16 protein-coding genes are annotated in these 17320 nt (G+C 71.2%); 7 read left to right on the top strand and 9 right to left on the bottom strand.

The genetic code is table 11. The features are described 5' to 3' along the window. The first annotated feature begins 57 nt into the window (after nucleotides 1–57). From ACIQI8_RS05835 to ACIQI8_RS05825, 3 genes are read left to right on the top strand one after another with little or no spacing between them, the layout of a single operon-like run. Nucleotides 58–1203, top strand: a complete 1146-nt coding sequence (locus ACIQI8_RS05835) for an NAD(P)/FAD-dependent oxidoreductase (protein WP_402345308.1) — start codon at nucleotides 58–60, stop codon at nucleotides 1201–1203. Next, complete coding sequence (locus ACIQI8_RS05830) at nucleotides 1200–2261, top strand: saccharopine dehydrogenase (RefSeq protein ID WP_402345306.1); 1062 nt, start codon at nucleotides 1200–1202, stop codon at nucleotides 2259–2261. Before ACIQI8_RS05835 ends, ACIQI8_RS05830 begins: the two co-directional genes overlap by 4 nt. After that, nucleotides 2254–3426 carry a saccharopine dehydrogenase family protein gene (locus tag ACIQI8_RS05825; protein ID WP_402345304.1) on the top strand — a complete coding sequence of 391 codons (1173 nt, stop codon included), beginning with the start codon at nucleotides 2254–2256 and terminating at the stop codon, nucleotides 3424–3426. Before ACIQI8_RS05830 ends, ACIQI8_RS05825 begins: the two co-directional genes overlap by 8 nt. 76 nt (nucleotides 3427–3502) lie before the next feature. On the opposite strand, the gene ACIQI8_RS05820 is transcribed toward ACIQI8_RS05825, so the two are convergent. The 3 genes from ACIQI8_RS05820 to ACIQI8_RS05810 form a co-directional block, all read right to left on the bottom strand. Continuing rightward, the gene (locus ACIQI8_RS05820; protein WP_402345303.1) at nucleotides 3503–4735 is read right to left on the bottom strand and encodes a serine hydrolase domain-containing protein; all 1233 of its coding nucleotides are present in this window, start codon (nucleotides 4733–4735) and stop codon (nucleotides 3503–3505) included. 65 nt (nucleotides 4736–4800) lie between these two features. Further along, nucleotides 4801–6213: an MFS transporter gene (locus ACIQI8_RS05815; protein WP_402345301.1), complete on the bottom strand. Its 1413-nt coding sequence runs from the start codon at nucleotides 6211–6213 to the stop codon at nucleotides 4801–4803. Further along, nucleotides 6210–6824: a TetR/AcrR family transcriptional regulator gene (locus ACIQI8_RS05810; RefSeq protein WP_402345299.1), complete on the bottom strand. Its 615-nt coding sequence runs from the start codon at nucleotides 6822–6824 to the stop codon at nucleotides 6210–6212. Before ACIQI8_RS05810 ends, ACIQI8_RS05815 begins: the two co-directional genes overlap by 4 nt. A gap of 100 nt (nucleotides 6825–6924) precedes the next feature. Between ACIQI8_RS05810 and ACIQI8_RS05805 the strand changes: the two genes are divergently transcribed. Then, nucleotides 6925–7377: a PPOX class F420-dependent oxidoreductase gene (locus ACIQI8_RS05805; protein WP_402345297.1), complete on the top strand. Its 453-nt coding sequence runs from the start codon at nucleotides 6925–6927 to the stop codon at nucleotides 7375–7377. 11 nt (nucleotides 7378–7388) lie between these two features. Here the strand turns inward: ACIQI8_RS05805 and ACIQI8_RS05800 are convergent, their stop codons facing one another. Further along, nucleotides 7389–8372 carry an NAD(P)-dependent oxidoreductase gene (locus tag ACIQI8_RS05800; protein ID WP_402345295.1) on the bottom strand — a complete coding sequence of 328 codons (984 nt, stop codon included), beginning with the start codon at nucleotides 8370–8372 and terminating at the stop codon, nucleotides 7389–7391. A gap of 100 nt (nucleotides 8373–8472) precedes the next feature. Here ACIQI8_RS05800 and ACIQI8_RS05795 point away from each other — a divergent pair, with 100 nt between their 5' ends. Continuing rightward, on the top strand, nucleotides 8473–9081 hold the full coding sequence (locus ACIQI8_RS05795) for a TetR/AcrR family transcriptional regulator (protein WP_402345293.1): 609 nt from the start codon (nucleotides 8473–8475) through the stop codon (nucleotides 9079–9081). A gap of 116 nt (nucleotides 9082–9197) precedes the next feature. On the opposite strand, the gene ACIQI8_RS05790 is transcribed toward ACIQI8_RS05795, so the two are convergent. Both ACIQI8_RS05790 and ACIQI8_RS05785 read right to left on the bottom strand, forming a co-directional pair. After that, nucleotides 9198–10538, bottom strand: a complete 1341-nt coding sequence (locus ACIQI8_RS05790; protein ID WP_402345292.1) for an MFS transporter — start codon at nucleotides 10536–10538, stop codon at nucleotides 9198–9200. Nucleotides 10539–10708: 170 nt separating this feature from the next. Then, nucleotides 10709–11374, bottom strand: coding sequence for a TetR family transcriptional regulator (locus tag ACIQI8_RS05785; protein ID WP_402345290.1), 666 nt, complete (start codon nucleotides 11372–11374; stop codon nucleotides 10709–10711). A 165-nt stretch (nucleotides 11375–11539) separates the two neighbouring features. On the opposite strand from ACIQI8_RS05785, the gene ACIQI8_RS05780 reads away from it, so the two are divergent. Both ACIQI8_RS05780 and ACIQI8_RS05775 read left to right on the top strand, forming a co-directional pair. Beyond that, nucleotides 11540–12412: a shikimate dehydrogenase gene (locus ACIQI8_RS05780; protein WP_402345288.1), complete on the top strand. Its 873-nt coding sequence runs from the start codon at nucleotides 11540–11542 to the stop codon at nucleotides 12410–12412. A 67-nt stretch (nucleotides 12413–12479) separates the two neighbouring features. Then, a complete protein-coding gene (locus tag ACIQI8_RS05775; RefSeq protein ID WP_402345286.1) occupies nucleotides 12480–14276 on the top strand; it encodes a bifunctional sugar phosphate isomerase/epimerase/4-hydroxyphenylpyruvate dioxygenase family protein in 1797 nt (598 codons plus the stop codon). On the opposite strand, the gene ACIQI8_RS05770 is transcribed toward ACIQI8_RS05775, so the two are convergent. From ACIQI8_RS05770 to gnd, 3 genes are all read right to left on the bottom strand, one after another. After that, nucleotides 14263–15726, bottom strand: a complete 1464-nt coding sequence (locus tag ACIQI8_RS05770) for a membrane-associated oxidoreductase (RefSeq protein WP_402345284.1) — start codon at nucleotides 15724–15726, stop codon at nucleotides 14263–14265. The genes ACIQI8_RS05775 and ACIQI8_RS05770 overlap by 14 nt on opposite strands. Before the next feature lie 122 nt (nucleotides 15727–15848). Beyond that, nucleotides 15849–16436: a histidine phosphatase family protein gene (locus tag ACIQI8_RS05765; protein WP_402345282.1), complete on the bottom strand. Its 588-nt coding sequence runs from the start codon at nucleotides 16434–16436 to the stop codon at nucleotides 15849–15851. A 7-nt stretch (nucleotides 16437–16443) separates the two neighbouring features. Beyond that, nucleotides 16444–17319 (bottom strand): phosphogluconate dehydrogenase (NAD(+)-dependent, decarboxylating), encoded by an 876-nt coding sequence (gene gnd / locus ACIQI8_RS05760; protein ID WP_402345280.1) that lies wholly within the window; start codon nucleotides 17317–17319, stop codon nucleotides 16444–16446. Between the last annotated feature and the right edge of the window lies 1 nt (nucleotide 17320).

Here is a 17320-nt window from a genome sequence, read left to right as displayed (position 1 = left end):
GGGGCCCGGACAGGAAGAAGGGGTGACCGACCCCGACGACCCTCTGGAGGCTCCCCCGTGAAGACACAGGCCAGTGCCGTCGTGATCGGCGGCGGAGTGATGGGCGCGAGCATCGCCTACCACCTCGCCGCCGCCGGTGTGCGGGACGTCGTCCTCGTCGAACGCGACGAACTCGCCTCCGGGTCCACCTCGAAGGCCGCCGGTGGAGTGCGGGCGCAGTTCTCGGACGAGCTCAACATCCAGCTGGGCGCGCGGAGTCTGGAGGCGTTCGGGCGGTTCGAGGCGGAGACCGGGCAGGACATCGATCTGCACCGGGTCGGTTATCTCTTCCTGCTGTCGACTCCCGAGGAGGTCGCCTCCTTCGAGGCGGGCGTCCGGCTGCAGAACTCCCTCGGGGTGCCGAGCCGCATGATCACCCCGGCGGAGGCCCAGCGGCTCTCCCCGCTGATCACCACCGACGGCCTGCTCGCCGCCGCCTTCTCGCCGGACGACGGCCACTGCACCCCCGAGGCCGTCGTCCAGGGCTACGCCTCGGCCGCCCGCGCCCACGGCGCCCGCATCCTGCGGCACACCGCGGTCACCGGCGTCGAACTGCACGGCGACCGCATCACCGCCGTCTCGACCACCCTCGGCCGGATCGCCACCGACACCGTGATCTGCGCGGCCGGACCCTGGTCCCGGGCCGTGGGCGCGATGGTCGGCGTCGACCTGCCCGTACAGCCGCTACGCCGCCAGATCGCCGTCACGGAACCGGTCCCCGACCTGCCGCCGGACCTCCCCATGACCATCGACTTCACCAGCAGCCTCTACTTCCACTCCGAGGGCCCGGGGCTGCTGCTCGGCATGTCCGACCCGGACGAACGGCCCGGCTTCGCCACCGACACCCACGACCGCTGGATCCCCGCCCTGTACACGGCCATGGAGCGCCGGGCACCCGCCCTGCTCGACCTGCGCCGCACCGGCGGCTGGGCGGGCCTGTACGAGGTCACCCCGGACCACAACGCCCTGATCGGCGAGGCGACTTCGATCTCCCGCTTCCTTTACGCGACCGGGTTCTCCGGCCACGGCTTCCTCCAGGGACCCGCCGTCGGCGAGGTCGTCCGCGACCTGTACCTGGGCCGCGTACCCTTCGTGGACGTCCGTCCCCTGAGCGCCGGCCGGTTCGCGGCCGACGCCCCGCGCCCGGAGGCCAACCTCGTATGACCGAACTCCACCTGTGGCTGCGCCACGAGGACCGCGGCACCGAACGACGCACGCCGATCGTGCCGGCCGACGCCCGGCGGCTGCTCGACGCCGGAGCGACGCTGACCGTGGAGGAGTCACCGCAGCGGATCTTCCCGATCGAGGAGTACGAGGCGGCCGGCTGCCGGATCGCGCCCACGGGATCGTGGGTCACGGCGCCGGAAGACGCCGTCGTCACCGGTCTCAAGGAACTCCCGGACGAACCGGCCGAGTTGCGCCACCGGCACATCTTCTTCGGCCACGCCTACAAGCGACAGCCGGGCGCCGAGGCCCTGTTGCGGCGCTTCGCCGCCGGCGGAGGCAGCCTCTTCGACCTGGAGTACCTCGTCGACGAGGACGGCCGACGGCTCGCCGCCTTCGGATTCTGGGCCGGCTACCTGGGCGCCGCCCTGGCCACGCTCCAGCACCGGGGCCGGCTCAAGGCGCCCCTGACGCCCACGTCCAAGGCCGAGTTGGACGAGACCCTGCGACCCGCCACCGGGGACGCGGAGTTCACCGCGCTGGTGGTCGGCGCCCTGGGCCGCAGCGGCCGGGGCGCGCGCGTCGCCTTCTCCACGGCCGGCGTCGAGCCCACCTGCTGGGACCTCGCCGAGACCCGCGACCTTGACCGCTCCGCCCTGCTCGCCCACGACGTGATGGTGAACGCGGTCCTCGCCACCACCCCCGTACCTCCCTTCCTGCGCGAGAGCGACCTGGACAACCCCGGCCGCCGCCTGCGTACCCTGTGCGACGTCACCGTGGATGTCGGCTCGTCCCTGAACGTCCTGCCGGTCTACGACCGCACCACCGAGTGGACGGACCCGGTCCGCAGGCTGCGCGAGGAACCGCCGCTGGACCTCATCGCCATCGACAACCTGCCGTCCCTGCTGCCGCTGGAGTCCAGCACCGACTTCTCGGCGTCCCTGCTGCCGCAGCTCCTGGAGTTCGGCGCGGACGGACCGTGGGGGCGCGCGTTGGACCGGTTCCATCAGGCGGGCCGTGAACTGGGCATCGAGGAAGGGGAGTTCCGTCATGTCTGATCCGGACAACCGGGACGGCCGGGTACCTGCGAGCGGCACCGTCCACTGGGTCGGCGCCGGGCTCTCCACGGGCAGCGGCCTCGCCCGCCTCTGCGACACGGCCGAGCGGGTGATCCTGTGGCACCGCACCGAGGAGCGGGCCGCCGCGGCCCTCGACCGGCTGGGCCTCACCGGACGCGCCGCGCCCCGCGCCTACACACTCCCCACGCTCACCGCCGAACTGGCCCCCGGCGACACCGTCGTCTCGATGCTGCCCGCACCGGAGCACGCGGGCATCCTCGTCGCCTGCGTCGGCGCTCAGGCTCACTTCGCCTGCTCCAGCTACGTCTCCGACGCCGTCCTCGAACAGGTCCCCGAGGCGGCGAAGGCCGGCCTGGTCGTCCTCACCGAGGCCGGGCTCGACCCGGGCATCGACCACCTCTTCGCGCACAGCCTCATCACCCGGGCCCAGGAGGCGATCGGCGGGAGTACGACAGCTTCGTACGCCTTCACCTCGTACTGCGGTGGGATCCCGGCCGTGCCGAACGACTTCAGGTACCGCTTCAGCTGGGCGCCCGCCGGAGTCCTCAACGCGCTGCGCTCGCCCGCCCGTTACATCGAGGGCGGGGTCGAGACCGTCGCCGAGCGGCCCTGGGAGGTCACCCGGCGACACCTGCTCGACGGGGAGGAGTTCGAGGTCTATCCCAACCGGGACAGCGTGCCCTTCGTCGAGCAGTACGGGCTGCCGACCAGCTGGGAGGCGCGGTCCATCGTGCGCGGGACGCTGCGCCTGGAGGGGTGGCTGACCGCCTGGGCCGAGGTCTTCGAGGAGCTCAAGGGCGGGGACGACGAGCGGATCGCGGCTCTGGCACGGGAGTTGGCGGCCCGCTACCCGACCACGGACGAGGACCGCGACCGGGTCGTCCTCGCCGTCTCGCTCGATGTGCGGGGCGCGGAGGGGCGTACCTGGTCGGGCAGTTATGTGCTCGATCTGGTGGGGGACGCGCGGGAGAGCGCCATGGCCCGCTGCGTCTCCCGTCCCCTCGCCCTCGGGGTGCGGCACATCCTGGACGGCACCCTGCCGGCCGGTCTGAACCGCGCCGCCGAGACGGCGGCCCGGTCGGACCAGTGGCTGGGTGAACTGGCCGGTGAGGGAGTGGACTTCACCCTCCGCGTCGACGAGTAGCCGACGCGACCGGCGGCCGATGCGACCGGCAGCCGGCGAGACCGGCAGCCGATGAGCGGTAGGCGCGGGCCCCGGCTCAGTCCGCGGTCGCGGCCTCGTGCACGAACTTCTTCAGGTCGAGGATCATCGTGTGCGAGGTCTTCGGCCGCACCTGCGTGTAGAACTGCACGGTGAGATCGCGGACCGGGTCGACCCAGAACGTCGTGGTCGCCGCCCCGCTCCAGCCGTAGGTGCCGAGCCCGAGCGGTGCCAGGGTGCGGTCCGGGTCGATCACCACCGAGACGCCGAAGCCGAAGCCGATGCCGTCGTTGCCGGGTTCGTCGTGGGCCGGGTGGCTGCCGAAGGCGCGCAGGTCGGCGCCGCCGGGGAGGTGGTTGCTGGTCATCAGGTCCACCGTCTCGGGGGCGAGCAGGCGCACCCCGTCGAGTTCGCCGCGGCGGCGCAGCAACTCCATGAAGCGGTGCACGTCGTGCGCCGAGGCGACCATGCCACCGCTGCCGGACAGGAAGCGGGGCCGACCGCGCAGCGGCAGCCCGGCGATCGGCTCGATCCCGCCGCCGTCGGCCTCGCCGTACAACTCCGAGAGCCTGAGCGCCTGTTGGTCGGTGACGCAGAAACCGGCGTCGGTCATGCCGAGGGGGTTGAAGATCCGTTCGGCGAAGAAGGCGTCCAGCGGCTGCCCGGACACCACCTCGATGATCCGGCCCATGACGTTGCTGGCGACCGAGTAGTTCCACTGCGTGCCCGGCTCGAACTGCAACGGCAGGCTCGCGTACACGTCCATGGTCCGCGGCAGGTCGGCGCCGGCCGGTACCGACGACTCCAGACCCGCCTCGCGGTAGAGGGCGTCGACCGGATGCGAGTGGTAGAAGGCGAAGGTCAGGCCCGCGGTGTGGGTCAACAGGTGCCGGACCAGCATGGGTTGGGTCGGCGGACGGGTCTTGATGCCGTCCGCGGACCCGCTCTCGTACACCTCCACGTCGGCGAAGACGGGGAGGTGAAGGGCGACCGGGTCGTCGAGCGACAGCTTGCCCTCCTCCACCAGCATCAGCGCGGCGACCGCGGTGACCGGCTTGGTCATGGAGTAGATCCGCCACAACGTGTCGGCCTCGACCGGCAGTCCGGCCGCGATGTCGCGCCGGCCGTGGGTGGTGAGGTGGGCGATGCGTCCGCCACGGGCCACGGACACCAGGTAACCCGGCAGCCGGCCCTCGTCGACGTAGTGGGCGAGGTACTGGTCGAGGCGGTCGAGCGCCTTCGCGTCCAGTCCGACCTCACTCGGGTCGACCTCTTGTCGCAGCTGTGCCATCGCTCTCCTCCGAATACGTTCGTCGAGGCGCGATCCCGCATACCCCGCGGGAGCGCCCTCAGACCTCATGGTCGCGCAGGAACGGGGGGCCGGTCCCCTGGTTGTCCGGGATTGATCGCAGAGACGAAACCTTTCGGCAGTGCGAGGCCGGCCACCGCACCCGCCCCGGCGACGCCCGTGAGTACCAGCAGGGCGGGCCCGAGACCCCCGCCGAGCCCCGTCAGCGTGGTCGCGACGGCCACCCCCAGCGTTGGCCCGATGTTCATCGCGGTCTGCTTGAGGCCGCCCGCCACACCGGCCGACTCCACGGGGGCCTGCCGGACGACGACATGCGTGATCGCCACCATCACCGTCCCGAACCCGGCGCCGAGGAGTGCGAACGCCGTGCAGAGCGCGAGGGTGCCGGACGCCCGCGACAGCAGCAGGATCCCCGCGCCGAGCACGATCGTCGCCGCCACGGTCGTACGCCGGGTGCCCACCCGGCGCAGCAGCAGCGCGCAGCCGGGCGCCGCGAGGATCATCGCCGCGGCGAGCGGCAGGCTGAGCAGGGCCGTGCGGAACGCGGTGAATCCGAGGGTGTCCTGCAACAGGAAGGCGGCCACGAACACCGTGCCGTTCAGCGCGGCGGAGGCGGCCACCAGGACGCCGAGGGCGGGGCGGATGCCGGGCGCGTGGATGACGTCCGTCGGGATCAAGGGGCTTGTCGTGCGGCGCTCGTGCCGGAGGAAGAGGGCACCGGCGGCTACGGCTACGGCCACGGCCACCGGGAGTCCGGCCGTGCCCATGGGGGCCGGGCCACCGTCCGACAGGGCGACGAGGGCCTGCACCAGGGCGGCGAGAGTGAGAGCAAGGAGGAGAGCGCCAGGGAGGTTGAGGGGCGGAGTGGGCTGAGAGGGGCGGGAGTTGGGCGAGTGCGGAGTGGGAGCGTGGAGACGCGCGGTGAGCGCGAGCGTGCCGAAGGCGAGCGTCGGTACGACGTTGAGGTAGAAGGCGGCCCGCCAGCCGGGGCCTGCCACCAGCGCCCCGCCCAGGACCGGGCCGGCCGCCGCCGCGAGCCCGATCGTGCTCGTCCGGATCGCGATCGGCATCCGCAACCGGTCGGGCGGGTACGCGGTCCGCAGGATGCCGAGCGTCGCCGGTTGCAGCAGCGCCCCGAACACGCCCTGGACGGCGCGCAGTCCGATCACCCAGCCGACGCCGGGCGCGAGTCCGATGCCGGCGGACGTCACTCCGAATCCCAGCATGCCGATGGCGAAGGTGCGGTGATGCCCGTACCGGTCGCCGAGCCGTCCCGAGAACACCAACAGGCCCGCCACCGCGATGAGATACGCCGTGCTGGTCCACTGGACCTCGGCGAAGGAGGCGTGCAGATCGCGCTGGAGGGTCGGCCGGGCCACGCCGAGCACCGTGCCGTCCAGGGCCACGACGGCGGCCCCGGCCACGCTGCTCGCCAGCGTCAGCGTGCGGCGCGGCTTCACTCGCCGCTCCCGAGGTGGGCGTCGAGCACCGCGTGCAGCAAGGGCGCGAAGTCCGCTGAGCCGGTGGCGAGTTGGAGGCTGCCCCAGTTCCACAGCTGGGCGATGCCGTGCAGGTTCGCCCACAGGGCGCCCGCGACCAGGCGGGCGTCCACATCGGGGCGTGCGGCGCCGACCAGCTCCACCAACCGGCCGAAGAGCGGCAGGCTGGTGTCCCGCAACCCCAAGTGGCCGCTCTCCAGCAGATCATGACGGAACATCAGCTCGTACATGCCACGGCTGTCCCGCGCGAACTCCAGATACACCCCTGCCAGTACCGCCAACTGCTCACGAGGAAAAGCCGATCCGTCGCCGCCCCTGGGTCCGTTGTCATCGCCCACCGCTGCCGACGCCCGCTCGGCCAGTTCGGTGAAGCCGCGGCGCGCGATGGCGGAGAGCAGTTCCAGATGGGTCGGGAAGTAGCGGCGGGGCGCCCCGTGCGAGACACCTGCCCGGCGTGCGATCTCGCGCAGGGTCAGCGCCTGCGCGCCCTCGTGGGCGACCAACTCCACGCCTACATCGACCAGCCGGGCCCGCAACCCGGTCTCCGCTTCGTCCACATCCCTCAACGGCATAGACACTGTCTACCAGGTCTCCGTAGACAGTGTCTACCGGATGATGCCGCGAGGTCGCGGCCCGGGAATGTGAGGACCCGTGGCGCGAGTTGATCGGGATATGACTCAGGACACATCTGCTCAGGACGCGCTGCTCGGACTGCTCTCCGACGGCCGCGGCGGGGTGCTGGTCACCCTCAAGCGCGACGGCCGGCCCCAGCTGTCGAACGTCAGCCACCACTACTACCCGGACGAACGGATCGTCCGGATCTCGGTCACCGACGACCGCGCCAAGACCAACAACGCGCGCCGGGACCCGCGGGTGTCGTACCACGTCTCCAGCCCCGACCGCCGGGCCTACACCGTCGTCGAGGGCACCGCGGACCTCACCCCGGTCGCCCAGGACCCGCACGACGACACCGTCGAGGAGCTGATCCGCCTCTACCGCGACGTCCTCGGCGAACACCCGGACTGGGACGACTACCGGGCCGCGATGGTCCGCGACCGGCGGCTGGTGCTGCGGGTGCATGTGGAGCGGGCGTACGGCATCCCGGCCGGCGCCAACCGGGGCTGACGAGCCGACGGTCAGTACGGCAGGGGCGACTGCCGCCGCGCCCCTTCCTGCGTGCGGGCCTCGATCGCGCGCAGGACCGCCACCATGTCCTCACCGCCGTACCCGAGCGACACCGTCTCCCCGAAGAGGGCGTGGCAGACGTCGAGCAAGGGTGAGGCGAACCCCGTCTCGCGTGCGGCCTCGGCGATGAGCTGGTTGTTCTTCAGCACGTCCGAGGCCGCCGCCTGTACGGCGAAGTCGCGCTCCAGCAGCTTGGGCGCCTTCATCCGGGAGACGGCACTGGCCATCGGGCCCGCGTCCAGGACGTCCAGGAACAACCGGCGGTCCAGACCCTGGCGTTCGGCGAAGTGGAAGGCCTCGGTGAGACCGGTGACCTGGGTGATCAGGAACAGGTTCACGGCGAGCTTCATCAGCAGGGCGCTGGGGGCGGGGCCGCAGACGAAGGTGCCGTGGCACATGGGGGCGAGCAGCGGCCGTACGACCTCCACGGCGGCCTCCTCCCCGGCCAGCATCGCGATCAACCGGCCGTTCTCCGCCGGGACTCGGGAGCCGGAGACGGGCGCCTCGACATAACTCCCCTCCGCCGCACGGATGTCGGTCTCCAGCGCCTGCGAGTACTCCGGCGAGGTCGTGCCCATGTGGACGACCACGCGCCCGGCGACGCGCGCCGCGAACTCCGGGTTGCCGCGGCCGAGTACGGCGTCGATCGCGAGCTCGTCGGCCAGCATCAGGATCACGACGTCCGCCCGCGCGAACACCTCGGCGGGGTCGGCCGCCACGGCGGCTCCGGCCGCGATCAGCGGTTCGGCGCGGGCGGCCGTGCGGTTCCAGACGGTGAGGGGCGTCCCGGCGCGGGCCAGGCGCAGGGCCATGGGCCGGCCCATGACGCCGAGACCGAGGAAGCCGACGCGGACCGGACGGTCGACACCGCTGGTATCGCCGTCTCCGTCGCCCTCGTAGGCGTTGTCGCCATGGCCGACCTGGTCGCTGTGCACGATCCACCACCTGTCCCGGAGCCACCACCTATGACGATCGTCATGGTAGCCCGCGTTATGACATTGGTCATAGGGTGATCGTGGAACGAGGAGGCCGGTCATGGCGGTGTCGGGGTCACAGCGGGGTCCGCGCGAGCGGATGGTCTTCAGCGCCGCCCAGCTCATCCGGCGGCAGGGCGTCGGCGCGACCGGCATGCGGGACGTCGCCGTCCACGCCGGGGCGCCGCGCGGTTCGCTCCAGCACTACTTCCCGGGCGGCAAGGAGCAGCTGGTCAATGAGGCGGTGGCCTGGGCGGGCCGGTACGCGGGCCGGCGGGTGGCCCGCTTCATGGCGGGGATGCCCGAGCCGACGCCCGGCGGATTGTTCGCGGCGATGGTGCGCCAGTGGACCGACGAGTACGAGACGGACGGTCTCCTCGCCGGCTGCCCGGTCGCCGCGGCGACGGTCGACTGCGCCCATGAAACCGAGTCCACCCGCGAGGCCGCGGCCGGCGCCTTCGCCACCTGGACCGTTCCGGTGGCCGCCGCCCTGACGGACATGGGCGTACCGGCGGACCGGGCCGAGCCCCTCGCCACTCTCATGATCAGCACCTTGGAGGGCGCCCTCCTGATCGCCCGCGCCGAGCACGACACCCGGGCGCTGACGACCGTGGCCAGGGAACTCGCGCCGATGCTGGACGCGGCGGCGACGGGAGCACCGCGTTCATGAGCTCCACTGCGAGCGACGTCAAGGGCGGACGGGGGAGTGCGCGGCATGGTGGGTCCCACGCCGAGCGCACGGCCGCACCAGCCGGCAGGGCTCAGGCCGTCACCACCCGGCGGGGCTCAGGCCGTCACCGTCTCCTGCCGTGACGCCTGCGCGGGTGCCCGCTCGCCGAGCAGTTCGGTCGGCACCTCGCAGGTCTCGCGGGCGGAGATGGCGGCGAGCACCGGTAGGACGCACAGGGCCGCGGTGAACAGAGCCACCGAGGACCAGTCCGTGCCGTCCGGGCCCGCGATCTGCGCGGCGAACGTGACCGCGAAGCCGGCCACCGCGAACCCGATCTGCGTGCCGATCGCCATGCCGGACAGCCGGACGCGAGTCGAGAACATCTCACCGTAGAAGGAGGGCCACACGCCGTTCGCGGCGCTGTAGACGACACCGAAGGTGACGATCCCGAGGAGCATGATCAGGGGATAGGACCCGGTGGAGATCGCCCAGAGGTAGAGGAACATCATGATCGCGCTGCCGACGGCGCCGATCAGGAAGACCGGGCGGCGGCCGACACGGTCCGAGAGGGTGGCCCACAACGGGATCGCGGCGAGCGCGACGAGGTTGGCGAGGGCGCCGACCCAGAGCATCGAGGTGCGGGACATGCCGACCGCGTCGCTGGTCGCGTACGCCAGCGCCCACACCGTGAAGATCGTGGAGACCGAGGCGATCAGCGCGCCCCCGATCACCCGCAGCACATCCGCCCAGTGCTCGCGCAGCAGCACCATCAGCGGCAGTTTCACCACACCCGCGGTGGCCGCCTGCTGGACGAAGGCGGGGGTCTCCTCCAGCCGGCGGCGGATGACGTAGCCGACGACGGCGACCACGATGCTCAGCCAGAACGGCACCCGCCAGCCCCAGGACAGCAGTTGGTCCTCGGGCAGCGACGCGATCGGGATGAAGACCAGTGTGGCCAGCAGCTGTCCGCCCTGCGTGCCGCCGAGCGTGAAGCTGGTGAAGAAGCCGCGCCGGTGCGGCGGCGCGTGTTCGAGGGTCATGGAGTTGGCGCTGGCCTGCTCGCCCGCCGCCGAGATGCCTTGCAGGACACGGCAGGCGACCAGCAGGACGGGGGCGAGGGTGCCGACCTGGTGGCGGCTGGGCAGACAGCCGATCAGGAAGGTGGACACACCCATCAGGATCAGCGTGAAGACCATGATCTTCTTGCGGCCCACACGGTCACCGAAGTGACCGAGGAAGAGCGCGCCGACCGGCCTGGCCGCGTACGCCACACCGAACGTGGCCAGTGACAGCAGGGTCGCGGTGGCGGGGTCGGACTCGTCGAAGAAGACCTTGGGGAAGATCAGGGCTGCGGCGCTGCCGTAGATGAAGAAGTCGTAGTACTCCAGGGCGCTGCCGATCCAGGCGGCGGCGGCCGCCTTTTTCGGTTGCCCGACGGCTTCGGCGGGGACGGACACGGCGTGCTCCTTCGGGGCTCCGACATACGGGGAGTGAGCGGTGAGCGGTGGGGAGAGAGCCGAGGGATCGGGGTGGCCGTCGGCTAATTAACCCACTGGATAGTTAGTCTCGGTGGGTAGGGATGTTGCGCTCGCGTTTCCCGGGTGTCAAGAGGTCGCGCGGAGGCGTCTCAGTCGGCGGTGCGCTCCGCCGTCAGGTAGGCGATCACCATGTCGCCGAGCATGGCGCGGTAGTGCGCGCGCTGAGCCGGGTCGGTGAGGTCGCGGCCGAACAGGGCGCCGAAGGTGTGCCGGTTGGCGACCCGGAAGAAGCAGAACGAACTGATCATCGCGTGCAGGTCGACCGCGTCGACGTCCGCCGTGAAGAGGCCTGACTCCTGCCCGGTGGCCAGGATGCGGCGGATCACGTCGAGCGCGGGGGAGCCGATCTTGCCCAACTTCTCGGAGGCGGCGATGTGTTCGGCCCCGTGGATGTTCTCGATGCTGACCAGGCGGATGAAGTCCGGGTGCTGTTCGTGGTGGTCGAAGGTGACCTCCGCGAGCTTGCGGATGGCCGCGACCGGGTCGAGGTGCTCTACGTCCAGCCCCTGCTCGGCCTCGCGGATCACGCCGTACGCCCGCTCCAGGACAGCGGTGAAGAGCTGCTCCTTGCCGCCGAAGTAGTAGTAGATCATCCGCTTGGTGGTGCGGGTGCGGGCGGCGATCTCGTCGACGCGGGCGCCGTCGTAGCCGGCCCGTGCGAACTCCTGCGTCGCCACGTCGAGGATCTCGGCCTGGGTGCGGACCGCGTCGCGGATCCGCCCGTTGGGTCGTGCCGGTTCGTCGACGCTGGTCATCGGGTTCCTTGGGTTCCTTCGGGAGTGCGGCCGCTGCGGGAGATTGTAGGCGGGGGATCACGGAAGGCGGGGGTGGAGGCGGGCCCAGGCCTTCCCCGCGAGGCCGTCCGGCTGATATAGCTAACGTACTGGTTCGTACATTAGTGATCGGCTCAGGAGGTCCGCGTGGCCAAGGACTCGTTTCTCGTCGGACTGATCGGCGCCGGCATCGGGCCGTCGCTCAGCCCGGCGCTGCACGAGCGGGAGGCGGACCGGCAGGGCCTGCGCTACCTGTACCGACGCATCGACATCGACGAGCTCGGCCTGCGACCCGAGGCCGTCGGCGAACTGGTGCGGGCCGCGCGGGACTTGGGCTTCGACGGGCTCAATGTCACCCACCCGTGCAAGCAGTTGGTCATCGAGCACCTGGACGCGCTTGCTCCGCAGGCTTCGGCGCTCGGGGCGGTGAACTCCGTGGTGTTCGAGGATGGTCGGGCCGTCGGGCACAACACCGACGTGACCGGGTTCGCGGCGGCGTTCGCTCGCGGGTTGCCGGACGTTCCGGTGGAACGGGTGGTGCAGCTCGGCGCCGGGGGCGCGGGGGCGGCTGTCGCGCACGCCATGCTCAACCTCGGAGCGGAGCGGGTCACTGTCGTGGACGCGTTGGCCGATCGGGCCGTGGATCTTGCCGCCGCGTTGAACCTGCACTTCGGGGTGGGGCGGGCCGCCGCGGCTTCTCCGGAGCGGTTGGGTGAGTTGTTGGCCGGGGCGGATGGGATTGTGCATGCGACGCCGACGGGTATGGCCGCGCATCCCGGGTTGCCGTTCCCCGCGGGGTTGCTCCGCGGGGAGTTGTGGGTCGCCGAAGTTGTTTATCGGCCGTTGGAGACGGAGTTGGTGCGAGCCGCCCGGGGGGTTGGCTGCGCCGTGCTGGACGGGGGCGGGATGGCGGTGTTCCAGGCGGCGGACGCGTTTCGGTTGTTCACGGGGCGTGAGCCGGACGTCGGGCGGATGCTTGCGGATTTCTCGGTGGAGAGCTCGGCGGGGCAGGTCGTGTGACGGGTGCGGGTGATTCGTGGCTTGTCACGCGGTTCCCCGCGCCCCTGAAAAACAAAGGAGTCAGACCGTGCGTGCGTCTATTGCGACTGTTTCTCTCAGCGGCTCCCTGACCGAGAAGCTCGCCGCTGCCTCGCGGGCCGGGTTCGACGGGGTCGAGATATTCGAGAACGACCTGCTCGCCAGTCCGCTCACACCCGAGGAGATCCGTAGCCGCTGTGCCGATCTCGGTCTCACCATCGACCTCTATCAGCCGATGAGGGATATCGAAGCCGTCCCCGCCGAGGAGTTCGCGCGGAATCTGCGGCGCGCCCGGCACAAGTTCGAGGTGATGCGGCGGCTCGGTGCCGACACCGTTCTTGTCTGCTCCAGTGCGTCGCCGCTCGCGGTGGACGACGATGCCCTCGCCGCCGAGCAGTTGGCTCAACTCGCTGATCTCGCACAGAACTTCGGGATCCGTGTCGCCTACGAAGCGCTTGCCTGGGGACGGCACGTCAGTACGTACGACCATGCCTGGCAGGTCGTCCAGGCCGCCGACCACCCCGCCCTCGGCACCTGTCTCGACAGTTTTCACATCCTCTCGCGCGGCTCCGATCCCAAGGGCATCGAGGACATCCCCGGGCAGAAGATCTTCTTTCTCCAGCTCGCCGACGCCCCGCTGCTCGCCATGGACGTGTTGCAGTGGAGTCGGCACTACCGCTGCTTCCCCGGGCAGGGTGGCTTCGATGTGGCCGGGCTTGTGGGCCACGTACTGCGCGCCGGATACACCGGGCCGCTCTCCCTTGAGGTCTTCAACGACGTCTTTCGTCAGGCCGAGGCAGGACCGACCGCCGTGGACGCGCACCGCTCGTTGCTCGTCCTCCAAGAGGCCGTCGGGGTGGCGGAGTTGCCCGCCCCTGTCGTCCCCACGGGCATAGCCTTCGCCGAGTTGGTCACCGCCGACGCCGAGCCGGTCTCGGCAGTTCTCGCTGCCCTCGGGTTCGCGCGCACCGCGCGGCACCGGAACAAGCCGGTCGATCTGTGGCAGCAGGGGGACGCCCGGGTTCTGGTCAACACCGGTCCCGCCGCCCGCCGTGACGGCACCGCACTCGCCGCCATCGGCCTGGAGACGCCGGATCCGGCCGGCGCCGCCCGCCGCGCCGAGGCGCTGTTGGCGCCGGTGCTGCCGAGGCGACGGGCACCGCAGGACGCGCCCCTCGACGCCGTCGCCGCTCCCGACGGGACGGAGTTGTTCTTCTGCGCGACGGGCCGGCCCGAACCGGTCGACTGGCGGGCCGACTTCGAGGACGTCCAGCACAGCCCGACGGCATCGGACGTCCGCCGTATCGACCATCTCGCCCTCACCCAGCCCTGGCACCACTTCGACGAGGCCGCGCTCTTCCATCAGGGCGTCCTCGGCCTGGACGCCCAGGAGAGCGTGGACGTGGCCGATCCCTACGGTCTGCTGCGCAGCCGCGCCGTCACCGGCGCCGACGGTGGCGTCAGGATCGCCCTGTCCGTCGGGGCGGCGCCCACCGACGACACGGTCCATGCTCAGCACATCGCCCTGGACACGCAGGATGTGGTGGCCGCGGCTCGCCGGTTCCGCGCGGCGGGCGGGCCGCTGCTGGAGATGCCGGCGAACTACTACGACGACCTCGCCGCCCGGTTCGAGTTCGCCGACGGCGAGTTGGCGACGTACAGAGAGCTCGGGATCCTCTACGACCGTGACGCGTACGGGGAGTTCAGGCACTGCTACACCCATACCGTCGGCCGGGTCTTCTTCGAGCTCGTCCAGCGGGACGGGGGCTATCGGGGGTACGGCGCGACGAACGCGCCGGTCCGGCTGGCCGCCCAGCACGCCGCTCGGCGCCTCACTGCCGGCTGACGCTCCTGGTCACGCCCGCGATGACCGTCGTGGCGAGGATCCAGCCGGTGATGATGAGGACGTAGGACAGCGCCTGATAGGCGCCGCGCGGTGCGAACGCGTTCTCCTGGCCGAAGGAGATCACCGGGAGGAGCAGATCGAGGGTGTAGAACACTGCGTTGAACGGCGGCGCCTCTGACGGCTTCAGCGCGGGCGGGTTGTGCAGGGCGTACGCGATCGAGCCCGTGGCGAGCAGGGAGAGCAGCCAGATCGCGGCGCGGAGCGGGCGGAAGCCGTAGCCGACGGTGACTTCCTGGAGATGGCCCCAAGTGCGCCCGTACCAGGGGAGCGTGGCGCGATGGCGGAGTTGTTTGGCGAGTTGGACCTCGCGGGCCGCCCGGTCGTCGCCGATGCGCCGGTAGGCGGCGGTCAACTGCTCGTAGGCGTACGGGACATAGCCCTCGCCGTCCCGTTCCAGCATCGGCAGGCGTTGCTCGGCGGGCAGGTGCGGGGTGAGGGTGGTGAAGCTGAGGTTGTTGATGCGGACCTCGTCCGGCAGCACCTCCGGGCCGAAGCTGAGGACCTCGATGTGCGCGCGGCGCAGGTTGAGGACGCCCTCGATGCGATCGCCGCCGTACAGCCACAGTTCGCCGATGACGCTGCTGCTGGCCCGCAGTGCGGTGCCGCCTGGATGGGACAGATGCGAACGGGACAGGTCGAGGCGGCCGGCTATGCGGGCGCCGCGCAGTTCGATCCGGCCGTACGCGCGCAGTCTGCGGGCGTTGACGTCGGCGTTCGCGTCCAGCGCCTCCGCGCTGAGGGCGACACCGCCGGGATTGTGGAACTCGGCGCTCTCCAGATTCACCTTGCCGGCGACCGTGGCGCCGTTGAGCCGTGTCTCGCCGTACACGCGCAGCCCCGCGGCCATGAAGTCGTGGCCGATGGCGGCCTGGTTGAGCTGGAGCACCGGCACCTCGGCCTCCGGAGCCCTGATCTCGGCTCCCTTCAGGAAGACCGCGCCCGATGTCTGTATCCCGCCCAGCTTCACCGGTCCGCGGGTGCGGCAACGCGTCAGCCGCAGGGGGCTGTCGATCCGCGCGTTGCCGAGGGCGAGGGCCGGGAAGACGGAATCCCTGAGGTTGAGTGCGCGCAGCCGGGAGCTGTGCAGTTCGAGAGGCTCGTCGAAGTGGCAGTGGACCAGCCGGACGGCATGATCGACCACGGCGTGGATGAGGTTCAGCACCCCTGTGACGCGGGCGCCCGAGAGGCTGAGACCCGGGACCTCGCCCTCCTCCTGCGGTGCGCTGAGCACGAGTGCCTTCAGCACCTCGGCGCGGACCGTGCGTTCCGGTCCCCACTCGCCTCCCGCCGAGACGTCCTCGTCCTCCGACTCCCGGAAGTCCACCGTCTCGCCCCGGGGAAAGGCCCGCCACACCCGCAGTTCGGCCGGTGTCAGATCGCTGATCTCCATCAGCGGTGACTCTGACCCGGCCCGCGTGAGCTGTCAACACCCCGTTACGGCCGTGCAGTTGTGCATACGGCCCCGGTGACGACGCCAACGCGTCGGCCCGGGGCCGTTGTTCGGCGCGATGCCTACGCCCTGGCGTTCCACTCCGCGATCACCGGTCGCTCGTGCTCGGTCGACAGGCGGCTGACCGTGCCCGTCGACAGCTGGAACAGCCGTCCCTCCGCGGGCGGCAGGCCCAGGCGGCGGGCGGTCAGGACACGCAGGAAGTGGGCGTGCGCGACGAGGACCACGTCGCCGTCGGCGAGGGCGGGGTCCACGCGGGACAGGACCCGGTCGGCGCGGGCGCCGACCTCGGCCGGGGACTCGCCGGGGTGGCCCTCGGGGCCCGGTGGGACGCCGTCCAGCCACAGGTCCCAGCCGGGGCGGGCGCGGTGGATGTCGACGGTGGTGACGCCCTCGTAGGCGCCGTAGTCCCACTCGTGCAGGTCGGGATCCGGTACGGACCCGGTCAGGCCCGCGAGTTCGGCGGTGCGTATCGCGCGGCCGAGCGGGCTGGTCAGGGCGAGAGCGAAGGTCCGCCGGGAGAGGAGGGGAGCGAGCGCCTTGGCCTGCTCCTCACCGTGCTGGGTGAGGGGCAGGTCGGTCCAGCTGGTGTGCTGGCCCGACACGCTCCACTCCGTCTCGCCGTGGCGGACCAGGAGAAGGTCCCCCACGGTGGGCCTACTTCGACTCGACGGCGTGACCGCCGAACTGGTTGCGCAGGGCCGCGATCATCTTCATCTGCGGCGAGTCGTCCTGGCGGGAGGCGAACCGCGCGAAGAGCGACGCGGTGATCGCGGGCAGCGGCACGGCGTTGTCGATGGCGGCCTCGACGGTCCAGCGGCCCTCGCCGGAGTCCTGCGCGAAGCCCTTGAGCTTGTCGAGGTGCTCGTCGCTGTCAAGGGCGTTGACCGCTAGGTCGAGGAGCCAGGACCGGATGACCGTGCCGTCCTGCCAGGAGCGGTACACCTCGCGGACGTTGTCCACCGAGTCGACCTTCTCCAGCAGCTCCCAGCCCTCGGCGTAGGCCTGCATCATGGCGTACTCGATGCCGTTGTGGACCATCTTGGAGAAGTGCCCGGCACCGACCTTGCCCGCGTGGACATAGCCGTACGGGCCCTCCGGCTTGAGCGCCTCGAAGATCGGCTGGAGCCGCTCGACGTGCTCCTTGTCGCCGCCGACCATCAGGGCGTAGCCGTTCTCCAGGCCCCACACACCGCCGGAGACACCGGCGTCGACGAAGCCGATGCCCTTGGTCGCCAGCTCCTCGGCGTGCTGCTCGTCGTCCGTCCAGCGGGAGTTGCCGCCGTCCACGACGACGTCACCGGACTCCAGCAGACCGCCGAGCTCGTCGACCACCGACTGGGTGGCCGCGCCGGCCGGGACCATCACCCAGATGGTGCGGGGCGCTTCCAGCTTCTCGACCAGTTCGGTGAGACCGCTGACGTCGGAGACCTCGGGGTTGCGGTCGTAGCCGACGACGGTGTGGCCCGCGCGGCGGATGCGCTCGCGCATGTTGCCGCCCATTTTGCCGAGACCAATCAAGCCGAGCTGCATG

This window comes from Streptomyces sp. NPDC092369 (genome assembly GCF_044755245.1).
In the GTDB taxonomy this organism is placed as follows: Bacteria; Actinomycetota; Actinomycetes; order Streptomycetales; family Streptomycetaceae; genus Streptomyces.
Note: the sequence above shows the minus strand (reverse complement) of the source record. Positions and strands in the feature narration are given on the sequence as shown.

Bases quoted from the DNA above. Each gene is read 5' to 3' on its own strand.
- ACIQI8_RS05830 (WP_402345306.1), top strand. From the start codon at position 1,200: ATGACCGAACTCCACCTGTGGCTGCGCCACGAGGACCGCGGCACCGAA.
- ACIQI8_RS05825 (WP_402345304.1), top strand. From the start codon at position 2,254: ATGTCTGATCCGGACAACCGGGACGGCCGGGTACCTGCGAGCGGCACC.
- ACIQI8_RS05820 (WP_402345303.1), bottom strand. From the start codon at position 4,735: ATGGCACAGCTGCGACAAGAGGTCGACCCGAGTGAGGTCGGACTGGAC.
- ACIQI8_RS05810 (WP_402345299.1), bottom strand. From the start codon at position 6,824: ATGCCGTTGAGGGATGTGGACGAAGCGGAGACCGGGTTGCGGGCCCGG.
- ACIQI8_RS05805 (WP_402345297.1), top strand. From the start codon at position 6,925: ATGACTCAGGACACATCTGCTCAGGACGCGCTGCTCGGACTGCTCTCC.
- ACIQI8_RS05795 (WP_402345293.1), top strand. From the start codon at position 8,473: ATGGCGGTGTCGGGGTCACAGCGGGGTCCGCGCGAGCGGATGGTCTTC.
- ACIQI8_RS05785 (WP_402345290.1), bottom strand. From the start codon at position 11,374: ATGACCAGCGTCGACGAACCGGCACGACCCAACGGGCGGATCCGCGAC.
- ACIQI8_RS05770 (WP_402345284.1), bottom strand. From the start codon at position 15,726: ATGGAGATCAGCGATCTGACACCGGCCGAACTGCGGGTGTGGCGGGCC.
- gnd (WP_402345280.1), bottom strand. From the start codon at position 17,319: ATGCAGCTCGGCTTGATTGGTCTCGGCAAAATGGGCGGCAACATGCGC.